The following is a 14,376-nucleotide window of genomic DNA, read 5'->3' on the forward strand; positions in this document are numbered from 1 at the left end:
ATACACTAAATAATATAAGGTTTTAAAGGAGGTATTTTTGCTTGGAAGAAATCATACAAGAACATATTGATAAGTTGTTATTATTTATGAGAGAAGAAGCGTATAAACCGCTAACGATACAAGAGTTAGAAGAGGCATTTGGGATTGAAGGTTCTGAGGGCTTTAAAGATTTCGTAAAGGCACTTGTAACGATGGAAGAAAAGGGACTTGTTATTCGTACTCGTAGCAACCGTTACGGTCTTCCTGAAAAGATGAATTTAGTAAGAGGTAAGTTAATTGGACATGCACGTGGTTTTGCATTCGTTGTACCAGACGAGAAGAAAACAGGAGACGATGATCTTTTCATCCCGCCTACAGAATTAAACGGTGCACTTCATGGCGATACAGTATTAGCACGCCTTAGTTCTCAATCGAGCGGTTCGCGTCAAGAAGGTTCAATTGTACGCATTTTAGAGCGTGGAACGAAAGAACTAGTTGGTACATATACAGAATCGAAAAACTTTGGATTCGTTATACCTGACAATAAGCGCTGGACGAGTGATATCTTTATCTTGAAAAGCGCATCGATGGGTGCTGTAGAAGGTCATAAAGTAGTTGTGAAAATTACGAGCTATCCAGAGAATCGTTTAAGTGCAGAAGGTGAAGTTATTCAAATTCTAGGTCATAAAAATGATCCAGGAGTAGATATTTTATCTGTCATTCATAAACATCATTTACCTTTAGCATTCCCTGAGGAAGTGATGGAGCATGCAAACAGTGTACCAGAAACGATTTCAGAAGAAGATTTAAAAGATCGCCGCGACCTGCGCGATCAAATGATCGTAACGATTGATGGTGCAGATGCGAAAGACTTAGATGATGCTGTTACAGTAACGAAGCTTGAGAACGGTAACTACAAGCTAGGCGTTCACATTGCGGATGTAAGTCATTACGTTCAAGAAGGCTCTCCAATTGATGTTGAAGCAGCGGAAAGAGCGACGAGTGTATATCTTGTTGACCGTGTAATCCCGATGATTCCGCATCGTCTATCTAACGGTATTTGTTCATTAAATCCGAAAGTAGACCGTCTGACGTTATCTTGTGAAATGGAAATCAACAATTTAGGTGATGTTGTTAAACACGAGATTTTCCAAAGTGTGATTAAAACGACAGAGCGTATGACGTATGCTGACGTAAGAAGCATTTTAGAAGATGAGGACGAAGAGTTAATTAAGCGTTATGAGCCGCTCGTACCGATGTTTAAAGAGATGGGTCAATTGGCACAAATTTTACGTGAAAAACGTATGCGCCGTGGTGCAATTGACTTTGACTTTAAAGAAGCGAAAGTATTAGTGGATGAAGAAGGAAAACCGACTGATGTTGTTATGCGTGATCGTTCTGTTTCAGAGAAGTTAATTGAAGAATTTATGCTTGTTGCGAATGAAACAGTAGCAGAGCACTTCCACTGGATGAACGTACCGTTTATGTACCGTGTCCATGAAGATCCGAAAGAAGATAAGCTTGAGCGTTTCTTCGAGTTTGTAACGAACTTCGGATATGCGGTAAAAGGACGTGCGAATGAAGTGCACCCTCGTGCGCTGCAACAAATTCTTGAAATGGTTCAAGGACAGCCAGAAGAAGTAGTTATTTCAACAGTTATGCTTCGTTCTATGAAGCAAGCTCGTTACGATGCGGATAGTTTAGGACATTTCGGTTTATCAACTGAGTTCTACACACATTTCACATCACCAATTCGTCGTTACCCAGATACAATCGTTCATAGATTAATTCGTGAATACATTATTAATGGTAAAGTCGACAACGAAACGCAAGCAAAATGGCGTGAAAAATTACCTGAGATTGCAGAGCACTCTTCTAATATGGAACGCCGTGCTGTTGAAGCAGAGCGTGAAACAGATGAGATGAAAAAAGCAGAGTATATGGTTGATAAGATCGGTGAAGAGTATGACGGTATGATTAGTTCTGTAACAAACTTCGGTTTATTCGTAGAGCTTCCAAATACAATTGAAGGTCTTGTACACGTTAGCTACTTAACGGATGATTACTACCGTTATGACGAGCAACATTTCGCTATGATCGGAGAACGTACAGGAAACGTATTCCGCATCGGTGATGAAATTACAATTCGCGTTATTAACGTAAACAAAGACGAGCGTGCAATCGACTTTGAAATCGTTGGCATGAAAGGCACACCTCGCCGTAAGTTCAAAGATCGTCCAGTCGTTATTGAACAGCCAAGAACAGGCAGAAAGAAACGCGGTGGACGTAGCGAGCGCAGTAATGAGCGCGGCGGTGAACGTGGCACAGGTAGAAAATTTGACCGTGGTGGCAAAGGAAAAGGAAGAGGATCCGCATCTGCATCCGCTTCTGCTAGCCAGCCAGGAAAAAAAGATGGTAACGGTAAGAAGAAAAAAGCATTCTTCGAAAACGTACCAGGATTCAAGAAGAAAAAGAAAAAGCGTAAGTAAGAAAAGAGTGGCTTCGCTTTGATGAAAAGCGGGGCCGTTTTCTTTTTTCTTCGTGGCTTGAGAGCGAGCCACTTTCGCTTTTTATATAATCCAGCTACAGTGGCTAGAATGTTCGGCGGCTTCACTTCTTCCCGAGAGGCAAAGAGCGCCTCAAGGTCAGAAGCTCCAGCTACCTCACATTCTGAGCGAGCCACTTTCGCTTTTAATGGAATCCAGCTACAGTGGCTAGAATCTGTTGGCCATTTCACTCCCTCGGACGAAGCAAAAAGCGCTTCTCTGTCGGGAGTTCCAATGTCCAAAGATTCTGAGCGAGCCACTTTCGCTTTTTATTAACATTTGTTACAATAGTAAAAATAGAGGAGGGACGTTATATGCCAAAGGGTACAGGTAAGGTTATTGCACAGAATAAAAAAGCATTTCATGATTATTTCATTGAAGAAACATACGAAGCAGGGCTTGTCCTTCAAGGAACGGAAATTAAGTCAATTCGCGCTGGACGCGTAAACTTGAAAGATGCGTTTGCACGTGTACATAATGGTGAAGTATGGGTTCATAATATGCACATTAATACGTACGAACAAGGGAATCGTTTCAACCATGATCCACTTCGTACGAGAAAATTACTTCTGCATAAAAAAGAAATTGATAAACTAGCGGGCGCTGCGAAAGAAACAGGTTACGCATTAGTTCCACTTAGAATTTATTTAAAAAATGGATTTGCAAAGATGGCACTTGGTTTAGCAAAAGGTAAAAAGCAATACGATAAACGTCACGATTTAAAAGAGAAAGAAGCTAAACGTGAAATTGCACGCGCGTTCCGTGATCGCCAAAAGATGTAATACAGATATTTACATTTGTAAAATGGAGCGCGTATGTTATAATAACTTATGTAAGATTGTTGCACATTGAAAAACAGCTCTTAGTAGCTATCACGATATTTTCTTCGTATGCTCCATTTTTATCATGGGGACGTTACGGATTCGACAGGGATAGTTCGAGCTTAGGTTGCGAGTCGAGGGGATCGGCCTCGTTAAAACGTCAAAGCCTATAATTGGCAAACAAAACAATCTTTCTTTAGCTGCTTAATTGCACTAAAGGTTCCTCCCTCCATCGTCCATGTGGTAGGGTAAGGGACTCAAACTAAGTGGACTACGCCGGAGTTCGCCGTCTGAGGACAAAGGAAGAGAACAACCAGACTAGCAACTTGGAAGCCTGTCGATAGGCCGAAGAGTTCGCGAAATGCTAATATATCGACTACACTCGTAGAAGCTTAAGTGCCGATATTTTTGGACGTGGGTTCGACTCCCACCGTCTCCACCAATACATATTTGGTGGTTTTTTATTTTTGTGATTTGAACCATAACTTTGCCATTTTGGCAAGGTTATGGTTCTTTTTGTTTGTGGCAAATTTATGGTTCCAAAAATAGATCCTATCTAGTTTATCTATATAAAATTTGCTTAATGGATAATGAAAGAGCTTTTAGTTCTTTTGCTTGGAAGTAATCATTTATAAAATGACTTAATTTAGTATCTATACTGTTAGTGCATAATAGGGTTCAGATTGCATTGAAATACGACAGAGGATATATACGAGCTTATAGATACTAGTATTATGAAAGAGGATTTTTTAGTAATTAGGTGTATGAAAACGAAATAAGTTGGTGCTTTGATTCATTTCTGAATAAGCATCAGTTAATTTAGAGTTTTGAGGTGAAAATAGTCTAAAGTGTTTTACCACAAGCTAAACAGTATAAAATATTGTTATGTTTTAATTTATTAATGTAAAATTGAAGATGAGTCGTTATTTATAATAAAAAGAGGTGTAAATAGTTGCTACAAAAATTAACAATCAATTCCAATAATATTTCAGAATTCCAATCTATTTTTCAAATAGAGTTAAAAGAAGATGATGAAATCTCTATACACCAAGGTAAGGCCAATTCAAAAATATATGTTATTCAAAAAGAACAAGATGTAAATGTTATTTTAGTAAAAGGAAGTGTTTATTCAATCTCTTATAGGTATAAATTTCCTGATCTATTTAGACAATATGCAAGGTGGAATGCATCAAAAAAAATTGCTCAATATGATCAAAAACATATAAAAGCCTATGGTGAAATTCAGATAACACCTGCAAAGGCAGGACTATATATTTTATATGATAGAAATGGTGTAGTCATATATGTAGGAATGGCAGAAAATCTTAATACACGTCTTTATAGCCATTTAAATTCCAGTGAATTTAAGGATCATATTTATCTTATTGACACTTATCTTATTGAAGATTATTTCGATAAAGAAAACCTAGAAACCTGTATAATAAATACATTATTTCCTGTATTTAATATAGATAAAACTCTTTATCCATCTCAGAAAGAAAGGTATTCTAACAGTCGCCCGTATAAATATTCTGACAGTGAGTTAACTAGTTTAGAAGAAGGAGCAGAAGATCGTAAAATAACACCTGTTGATAATCTTTTGATATCGTTATGGGAAAAAAATAATACAAATGTCCCTGTAGGTAGTGAATACAATTGGATTAAAGATCAACGCACATATTGGATTGAAGAAATTGGAAGTGAATTTGGTATGGCTAAAAAAGCTGTACTCCAAGACGCTCTTACTTTTACTCGAAGAGCTAGTGAGTTAGGAGAAGAAGATATACTCGACAAGGATTTAAAGAATAATATTTTCACATCTAGTGTTTGGATAGGCAAATTTCAATGGTGATATTGATTCAAAATAAAAAGGAGATGTGGCCTAAGTACTAGGTCACATCTCTTTTTTATTTTAAATGTTTAATTAAGTCATGCATATTATCGTTTAAAATAAATTTTAGTTTTTCGTTGTTTAAATTGTCAATTGCATTTTCTAATTTAAATAAATCCAGTACTCTATATAGAAATGATTTTCTATATAATTGGTTTTCTGCAATGTCTAAGTCGCTGTGAGTAAAATGACTATAAACAATGTTAAATAACATTAATAACACCCAGGCAAACGCTTTATTTTGGGGATTTAATGTAAAGTCATTGAGTTTAGAATACTCGTCTAATAAAATAATAGGTTGAAAAATATTAAAATCCATTCTTCTCAAGAAAATTGCGGGTATTTCATGATTTATTAATTCAATCGGTATTTCCATAATATTTTCGCTGAAAATAGATTGATTAATAACATGAATTGAAAGATTTTCTTCCTTATAAGATTTTATGCACTTATTAAATATATCTTCGTTTGCTTTTAATATAATTGCAATAGCAATTCCTACCTTTAATTCCTGCAAGCAATTTTTATGAGCCCTTATTTGAAACATTTTTTGAGATGTCCATGATAATGTAACTAATAAATCCTCATCTGTTAATTCACGAAAATATATTCCCTGAAGATTATCGGTTAAACGTTTAAATAAATGCAACAATTCAGTATGATTCAATAAAATACTGGATTGCTCAATACAATGTGCAAGCAGGTTTTGATACCTTTTAACATCAATATGATCTATTAATTGTTCACAGAATTTATTGAAATGTATTTTACCTTGTTGTATATGCCTTTTGCAAATTGAAATGAAATTTATTACCAATGAAGAAGTTATATAAATTTGCTTCTCTATTGTTTTTTCAAACAACAAGGTATAAAAATTAAGCACCTTTTCAACAGGAATATAATTTAATAATTCTTCTACACCTTCAATATTAGCAGTTAAAACTCCATTCTCAAATAAGCAGTAAATCTTTTGAATTTGATCATTTAGCTTTTCGTAACAATTTAATTTTTCATACAATCTAATAACGTTGATTATGGGTACCATCATTTCATCGTATGTATTAGATTGGTAATAATAGTTTATTGCTTCTTGATAGGAACCTATTGAAACGTTATATTGTTTCTTTTCTTCCTCACTAATTGCTTTTTCAATAAATGCTTCTGCAACTCTAAACTTATCACCTGCTGCTTTACTATTATCAATGGCCAATGTAGCATAGCTGATAGATTCATCATATCTTTCTTGTTCCCTGAATATATTCGCTAATAGCTCATATGCACGACCCTGTTCTTTTAAAGATTTAACTTCAATAGCTAATGCTAAACCTTCTCTATAATACTTTTCAGCATTTTGAAAGTCACGTTCATCTCTATATACATTACCTAAATTAAGAATATTCATGGCCAATTTTTGTTTTTGATTTTGTCTACCCCAGATCCTTATACATTGGTTGCAGTATTCCTTAGCCTGATTAGTATTTCCAAGCTTTCTGTGACAGATAGTCATTGTATTTAACACTGTCGCACTAAGTATTTCATCACCGTTATTATTAGCAACTTCTAGCAGGGAATTACAATACTCTAAAGCAACCTCAAGCTGATCTAGTTTAACTAAACAGACAGATAAATTAACTAAGCTTGATATTAACCCTTTTGAATCATTATATTTTTTAAATAAGCCAAAGGCTTCTTTAGATACTTCAGCTCCTTTTTCAAATTCTAAAGTATCTATATATAATTTAGACATATTAATTAATAAAGTCGCCTCAATGTGTTCATTTGATGGCTTTTGTGAAAATATTTCTGAAGATAAATTATGTGCCTCTTCAATTTTACCTTCATCAGCTAAATCTAAAGCCTTCCAAATGAGTGAGACTGATAGCCAATCTTGTTCATTAATCTCATGAAAAATATTTATTGCGTTATCAATATGCACCCTCATTAAATCGGTATAACCTAGGTTTCTATAGCAATTACTTAAATGATAGTTTGCATATCCCACCTCTATAGACATTTTATTCTCACTAAGGGTTATAAATTTCTGAAGAACACTAATTGTAAGATCAAAGTACCCCCATTCCACATAGTAAGGCGCCACACTAAGTAGTTCGTCAAAAACCTTGTCAGCATTAATGTTTATTAAGAGAGGTATAGCTTCTATATAGTTTTGTTTTTCAAAAAATATTTCGCCTATTTCATTTTGATACCATGTGCTAAGTCCGGATGCTTCCAATTTTGCTTTAATAAAATCAGAAAAAAATGGATGGAACAGCTCGTAAGCGCCCTCATTTATATAAAGTAAGGTATCTACATTTGATATTTCCTTATTTAATTCAATTGGATTTAATTCCAGTTTATGTAACTTATTGATTGTCAAATTTAAAATCTCAAATTTAAGTGGAAATAAACATAAGGAAACTGAACTCAAAATACTTTTTTGAATGTCGTTAAGGCTATTCCAAATTGCTTCTTGATAAGCTTGAAGTCCCTTTGGTATAGGGAAAACTTGGTGTTTCACAAAATAATATAAATATAAAGGGTTACCATTTGAAGAATCGATTACTTCAATTAGCACAGTAGTAGGTAGTTCCAAACCGTGTAATTTTAAAAAATTCCCAACTTCCTCCTCATTCAATGGATGGATACGGATGCTTTGAATGGGTAACTTAGAAAGTATATTATTAGTTCTTGAAACAAATATAAAATTATTCCGGAATTTCTCTAAATCAATTAAACGAGCTACGAATTCTTTATTAATTTCACAATCATCAATGAGAAATAAGATTGTAGTTTCAGCTAATAGCTCTTCAAATTGTACTATCGAATTCTCAATACTGGGGTCATTATATTGCTCTAAGCCTTTTTGTAACAAAATCTCATTAATTAGGTAATGTAAAACCCTAAGTGCGGACATACTTTTCATCGAAACGTAAATAGATTCTTTTTGCAAAGATAACTGGTTCAATATTGCTGTTTTACCTACACCAGGTTCACCAAAAATAAGAACTTGGTTATCTTCATTTAATGCGCATTCCAATTCTTGATAGTAGGATTTTCGATCAAGAATTCTCTTATCTTTAAATGAATCATTTAAATTATCAACATATTTTATAAATTTAGTTGAGCTATTAAAAGCATTTTGCGGGAGTATTTTTTTCTGAGAATCTAAATAGTAATTATTAACAGTAAGGTTCCCCGCTACATTATAAATGTCTCTTTGGGCTTCTTGGTGTCTAATATCAATTTGATCCATTATTACCACCATAATTATTTATGGTTTGATGACCTTGTACATTTATTACATCTCTTCCGGCAGTTTGCGATCCTATATTTAGAGTGTTATTATTTTTTGTAGCAATTTTATTTAGTTCTTCTTTATTTTCTAATATCCATTCTTTTAGAAGAGGGATAAAAGAATCAGGGAGCTCCTTCTTAACGATTAATTCATATGAATCCTCAACATCTCTAAAGGGCTTATTAATATTTCTGGAAGGTGTATCACCGATACATTTAAGGTATTCTTCCGCTTGTTCTTCATTATTAAAAAATCCACTGAATTTATTAATAAATTTTGCTTTAAAATGTTTCATTGTATCGTATGTTAAGTTTGCTGTAACGCCTGCCACAACTCCGTTAATTACCCAGCCGGTAAAAGCAGCAATTATTGTCGGTTCCATAAAATTATTCCTCCTTCAATGAAGCCTTATGGCTTTCTACATCTAGTTTTATTTGTGCCTCAATTTGTACTTTATCTATCTGATTAAAATCAGGGAAGGGACTATCAAACTCCTCATAGTTTTCTAATATATATTCTAAAATATTAATTTGGAATTGTTCTGGATTCTTAGTGATTTCTTTGATCCCTTCTTCTTCAAGCCGAAAATTTAAAACTATATTGCATATTGCTTGAAGAATTTGTGAATAAGAGTAAATTTCACTTAGATGTTTAATAGCATCTGATAAATTTGAACTATTCTTTACTTTTTCAAATGTAATTGGAAAGAAATACTTTATTTTTTTTAGCCTTTTTTCCTCCAATTTTTCTAATTCCTCTGATTTGATTTTTTTAAAATAATCATTATTTATTTCAAATTGATTATCAGGATGTTTATTTTTATTGTTGAAAAAATCATAAACAAGGGAATTTTCAGGTACATTCTCTTCAGTAAAAAAATTGACTTTATTTTTTATAAAAAATAATTTCTCTATGGGTCTTCCATCTTTTATTAAATGAACTTTTAAATTTGAAAACTTTGAAGCATTTTTTAATCTAGAATAATTTTCACTGACATGATCAATCTGTTTAAAATATGTTGAAAAAGTAACTAATGGTTTTATCCAATCCTTTAGACTTTTAGGTACGCACCTATCGATTAACCTATCTGGATCAGGATAAATACATAGTGTATATCCATTGTTTTTTGATTCTACAAAATCTAATGCTACTGCATCGCCATCTCCTCCAGAAGCATCTACCCATGTCATTAAATCTTCAAAAGCTTGTTCTGCATATTTATTATTTCTAAAAATCAAACCAATTTCTAAAGGAATATTTTCTAAAGCATGATTTGGGATACTTAAATATCCTATCCCATGAAATTCAGCAATTTTAAAATCATTAATGAAATTTAAATCTCCTGCAACTAGTATTGTTGGATCAATTCCAAATTCATAGCCTATAATGATAAACCCTCCAATAAACAGTATTAGATTTTACTATAACAATAGATTTAATAACCATTTTACACCCAGTAGAAACATTTGCAAATATTTAATTTATTATAACTAATAAAGGTGAATAGTGGTAAAAGGATTAGAGTTGTCATTTTTTATTTTTTTAAATTACATTAGGTTTTACGTGTTTTTGAACAGTTTAAAGAAGGTGAGTGTGGTTTAAACGGAAAGCTAAGAAATCAAAAAGAGTTACAGCTACAGTTGGATAAAATGAATAAACAACTCAATGTGTTAGTTGATGACTTCAAAGATGAGTGTAGATAACAATAAAAATATTGATTAACTATTTGAATGAAAAAATAAGCCAGGATTTTTTAAGTGGTTTAAAAAAATAACATGAAGTTTAACAATATAAAAAGAAGTTTATAATAGTAAGAATATTCTAACTTAAAGAAAAAATTGAGGAGGAAATATGGAATTTCCTAATGAGAGTGTTAGTCCACTTTATGCAGTATCTCCCAAATCAGCTGGGACAAGTATGTGTGAAAGCTTAACAAGCTATATTATACGCTTATCAAGAGAACATAATATTATGCTAGGGACATTAATTAATAAAATAATGGCCCCTATGATAGATAACAACTATATCTTGAATGGCAGTATTTATGGAGGAAACCGTTTTTATGACGGCGCGAAAAGTCTAAATGGTTTTGATAAAAATGCATCAGAATTTACTCGTATTTTAGATTTATTAACAAGTAGAAATGATATAAAAAAGACAACAAATTTAGAAATTAAAGGGTTAGTCTCATCAAGGAACTTACTGAGAAGTAAATTAGCTTGGTGTTCAATATGCTTAAAACAATGGGGGGAGGATGCAGCTTATTATCCCTTAATTTGGTTTTTTAAAGATGTGAAAGTTTGTTTACAGCATAATTGTAAATTGGAGGAAGTTTGTTCTTCATGTGGAAAGACTCTTCCGATTTTACATAGAAAAAGTATGATTGGCTATTGCCCTTATTGTAATAAATGGCTAGGAGTGAGTATAGCCAGAGAATTAAGAGACAAACTGGAGATATTTAAGGCTCAAGAAATAAGTACATTAGTTGCCAGTAGATTTTTTTTAACTCAAAAGTACAGTAGGAAATCAATTGTTGCAGCTTTTCTTCGATTGATTAATTGTCATACCAATGGAAATTTGTCAGAATTTTCAAGGGGGATTAATATTTCAAAAGTAACTCTATGGGATTGGGTTTATGGTGGAAGATTACCGTCACTAGGTAAAATTTTAGATATCTGTTTTACGCTCAAAATATCTTTAATAGGATTTTTAAATGTAGATTTCTCAATAGATCCTCAATTGAATTTAGAAACGAAGCAAAAAAAAGAGGAGCACGTTTTAGTAAGGAGAAAAATTAATAAACAAGAATTGCAAGAAAGGTTAGAGATATTGCTTTTAAAAAATCCCTCTGTGTCTCTATCTGAAATGGCAAAAATAATGGAATATGATAGAAAGGTATTAATGGCCAATTGTCCAGAGATTTGTCATCTTATTGTAAAACAATATAAAGAATATCGCATTCGAAAAAAAGATAATAGATATTTTGAATTAATTAGGAGTATGGACATTGTAATTAATCAACTCTATAAGAATGAAGTTTATCCTAGTCGAAGAGAAGTTGAAAAGTTTTTAAATAAACCTGCCCTTCTACATGAAAGGCGAATACGTGAAGAGTGGTTAAAGAAGATATTAGAATGAGAAGATGAGAGGAGTCTATTTATGTTAAGTGATTTTGAATTTGAACAACTTTGTTTAAGATTACATATACCCCAAAAGACAAAAGACTTCATAAATTGTATACGTACATCTGAACCTGTTCGTCGTGTTGGTGGAGGTGGTCATAATGTTTGTGGTACGTATCCTAGTAAAAAGATGGGGTGCACAATTCAATATGAATCTTCAAAAGTTGAATTACCAGCTATTTTTATGATGGAGAATAATCCAAATGTTTTAGAGTATTATGATCAACCAACTAAAATTAAACTGGAATATCAAAAGTCCAATGGCAAAAAAGTGGCGCCGATTTATACTCCGGATTTTTTAGTAATTGCAAAGGATGCTATTTATTTCGAAGAATGGAAAACTGAAACAGACCTCATAAAACTATTTGAAAAAGAGCCGGTCAGATATAAGAAAAATGAAATGGGTCAATGGTGTTCTCCACCAGCTGAAAAATGGGCAATGGAACGTGCTTTAAAATTTAGGGTTAGATCAGATAGTGAAATCAATTGGATATTGTCTCGTAATTTTGAGTTTTTGGATGATTATTTAAGAGCTGGTCAACAAAATGTATCAAGTGATATTAAAAATGTTATCTTCAATATAATTAAAACTTCTCCAGGAATCTCTCTTCAAGACTTAATTCAATCTTCTAATTTATATTCAGCTGATTATGTATACGATTTAATAATATGTAATGAAATTTATGTTGATTTAAATATTTATTTACTTAGTGAACCCGATAGAAATCCTGTATATATAAGCGTTGAACAGCATCATTCTTTTATAAATAGTGTTATTAATGAGCAACAACAAGAAAATTGTAAACCTGAAATAGTGAGAACTGATATAGGTACTAATGTAATGTGGGATGGTAATCAGTATCTAATTATTAATAATGGTAATGAACAGATAACTCTATTGTCTTCAGAAGAACAAGTTGTTAAAGTTCCGGAAAATGTATTTGTGGATTTATTTGTAGAGGGAAGTATTAGAGGAATTAATACAATGAGTCGTGATAAAGAAAAAATAAGAAGGGAGATACTTATACAAGCCAAACAAGCTGATTATGAAATTGCGAATAAAAGATATGAGTTGGTAAGGAAAAAGCTAAACGGAGAATTAAATGAGAATAATGATGTACCTTTCAGAACGATTAGAGACTGGACTAAAAAATTTAAAGAAGCGCAACTTTTATATGGAAATGGTTATTTAGGTTTAATTCCTAAAAACAAAGATCGGGGTAATAGAATTAGTAAATTGCCAATAGAATCCATCGAACTTATGAACGAATACATTGAAAAAGATTATGAGACAAATAAGCAAAAGTCAATGAGAGTTGTTTATGGTTCGTTAATTAATGCTTGTGAGGAAAAAGGAATTATTGCCCCAAGCTATAAAACATTTACAAACTATATTAAAGTACGCCCAAAAGCACTAAAGATAGAAAAGAGAAAAGGGAAAAGAGCAGCATACAATTACAATCAATTTTATTGGGAGCTAGAATTAAAAACACCTAGACATGGGGAACGAGTCTTTCATGTTTGTCATATTGATCATACAGAATTAGATATTGAGCTCGTTGATTCAAAAACAAACAAATCCTTGGGAAGACCATGGCTTACCCTTATGACGGATGCTTACTCAAGAAAAATTTTGTCTTTTTTTTTAACGTTTGATCCACCTAGTTATCGCTCAGTCATGATGGTGATGAGGGATTGTGTTAGAAGACATTCGAGAGTGCCTCAAATAGTTGTTGTAGATAATGGAAAAGAATTTAGTAGTGTGTATTTTGAAACATTATTAGCATACTTTGAAATCACAAAAAAATCTAGACCGCCTGCTAAGTCTAGATTTGGTTCTGTAATTGAAAGGATGTTTGGGACGACTAATACAATGTTTATTTATAATTTAAAAGGCAATACATTGATTATGAAAGATGTTCGTCAAGTTACGAAAAGCGTAAATCCAAAAACTCATGCGGTATGGACGATTAAAGATTTATATGGATATTTAAATAAATGGTTTGAAGATGTATATCATAAGCTTTCTCATCCTGCATTGGGACAAACTCCTTTAGAATGTTTCGAGCAGAGTTTTGCGATTAGTGGCTCCAGAGAATTTAAGTTAATTCGTTATGATGATGAATTTAAGGTTTTAACTCTGCCTTCAACTTCTAAAGGTACAGCAAAGGTGCATGTAGGGCGTGGTGTGAAAATTGATTATAAATATTACTGGTGTAATGAATTTAGTAATCCAAAAGTGGAAAATACAAATGTAGCTGTTAGATACGATCCTTATGATATCAGTATCGCTTATGCATATGTAAATAATAAATGGATTAAATGTATATCTGAGTACTATTCAATTTTTAGAAATCGAACAGAGAGAGAGTTAAAACATATTACGGCAGAGCTCAAAAAAAGGTTTAAGAATCATAATAAATCGTTTAATATTTCTGCAAAAATGATAGCCGACTTTATTAACAAGAGCGAAAAAAGTGAAAGAGCATTTGAACAGGCAATTAAAGATCGAGAAATGCAATCAATTGCTAGAGACAAAAATGAGGATAGCTTATTTAGTGAAGGGCAACAAGAAAATCAGCAATCACTTTCTAATCGGGAAAAAATTGATTTATTGAATTTTGAATTCAAACAATTAAAGCGCTTTGGTGAAGGAGGTTAA

Annotated in this window: 8 protein-coding genes and 1 other RNA gene; 6 read left to right on the forward strand and 3 right to left on the reverse strand. The window is 32.7% G+C overall.

The features are described 5' to 3' along the window. Positions 1–41 precede the first annotated feature (41 nt). The 4 genes from rnr (at position 42) to HFD78_RS09865 (ending at position 5,198) form a co-directional block, all read left to right on the forward strand. Entirely contained in the window at positions 42–2,468 is a 2,427-nt protein-coding gene (gene rnr / locus HFD78_RS09850) for a ribonuclease R (protein ID WP_000391096.1), read from the forward strand. 371 nt (positions 2,469–2,839) lie between these two features. After that, positions 2,840–3,307, forward strand: a complete 468-nt coding sequence (gene smpB / locus HFD78_RS09855; protein WP_001123919.1) for an SsrA-binding protein — start codon at positions 2,840–2,842, stop codon at positions 3,305–3,307. 126 nt (positions 3,308–3,433) lie between these two features. After that, positions 3,434–3,788: a transfer-messenger RNA gene (gene ssrA, locus HFD78_RS09860) on the forward strand. Between the two features lie 510 nt (positions 3,789–4,298). Further along, complete coding sequence (locus tag HFD78_RS09865; protein WP_098628425.1) at positions 4,299–5,198, forward strand: GIY-YIG nuclease family protein; 900 nt, start codon at positions 4,299–4,301, stop codon at positions 5,196–5,198. 55 nt (positions 5,199–5,253) lie between these two features. Here the strand turns inward: HFD78_RS09865 and HFD78_RS09870 are convergent, their stop codons facing one another. The 3 genes from HFD78_RS09870 to HFD78_RS09880 are packed head-to-tail and all read right to left on the reverse strand — an operon-like array spanning position 5,254 to position 9,722. Then, positions 5,254–8,490, reverse strand: coding sequence for a tetratricopeptide repeat protein (locus HFD78_RS09870; protein ID WP_176543936.1), 3,237 nt, complete (start codon positions 8,488–8,490; stop codon positions 5,254–5,256). Next, complete coding sequence (locus HFD78_RS09875; protein WP_098628423.1) at positions 8,477–8,914, reverse strand: hypothetical protein; 438 nt, start codon at positions 8,912–8,914, stop codon at positions 8,477–8,479. The genes HFD78_RS09870 and HFD78_RS09875 overlap by 14 nt, the downstream gene beginning before the upstream one ends. Before the next feature lie 4 nt (positions 8,915–8,918). Then, complete coding sequence (locus tag HFD78_RS09880) at positions 8,919–9,722, reverse strand: hypothetical protein (protein ID WP_191968068.1); 804 nt, start codon at positions 9,720–9,722, stop codon at positions 8,919–8,921. Between the two features lie 661 nt (positions 9,723–10,383). Between HFD78_RS09880 and HFD78_RS09885 the strand changes: the two genes are divergently transcribed. Together HFD78_RS09885 and HFD78_RS09890 are read left to right on the forward strand one after the other, a co-directional pair. After that, positions 10,384–11,670, forward strand: a complete 1,287-nt coding sequence (locus HFD78_RS09885) for a TniQ family protein (RefSeq protein ID WP_191968069.1) — start codon at positions 10,384–10,386, stop codon at positions 11,668–11,670. A gap of 21 nt (positions 11,671–11,691) precedes the next feature. Then, positions 11,692–14,376 (forward strand): TnsA endonuclease N-terminal domain-containing protein, encoded by a 2,685-nt coding sequence (locus HFD78_RS09890; RefSeq protein WP_098628420.1) that lies wholly within the window; start codon positions 11,692–11,694, stop codon positions 14,374–14,376.

This window comes from Bacillus sp. EKM501B (assembly GCF_011800505.1).
GTDB classification, from domain to species: domain Bacteria; phylum Bacillota; class Bacilli; order Bacillales; family Bacillaceae_G; genus Bacillus_A; species Bacillus_A cereus.

What these genes read in the sequence shown, in the direction of transcription:
- HFD78_RS09890 (WP_098628420.1), top strand. Translation starts at nt 11,692, where the DNA reads ATGTTAAGTGATTTTGAATTTGAACAACTTTGTTTAAGATTACATATA.
- smpB (WP_001123919.1), top strand. Translation starts at nt 2,840, where the DNA reads ATGCCAAAGGGTACAGGTAAGGTTATTGCACAGAATAAAAAAGCATTT.
- HFD78_RS09880 (WP_191968068.1), bottom strand. Translation starts at nt 9,722, where the DNA reads ATGACATGGGTAGATGCTTCTGGAGGAGATGGCGATGCAGTAGCATTA.
- HFD78_RS09885 (WP_191968069.1), top strand. Translation starts at nt 10,384, where the DNA reads ATGGAATTTCCTAATGAGAGTGTTAGTCCACTTTATGCAGTATCTCCC.
- HFD78_RS09875 (WP_098628423.1), bottom strand. Translation starts at nt 8,914, where the DNA reads ATGGAACCGACAATAATTGCTGCTTTTACCGGCTGGGTAATTAACGGA.
- HFD78_RS09870 (WP_176543936.1), bottom strand. Translation starts at nt 8,490, where the DNA reads ATGGATCAAATTGATATTAGACACCAAGAAGCCCAAAGAGACATTTAT.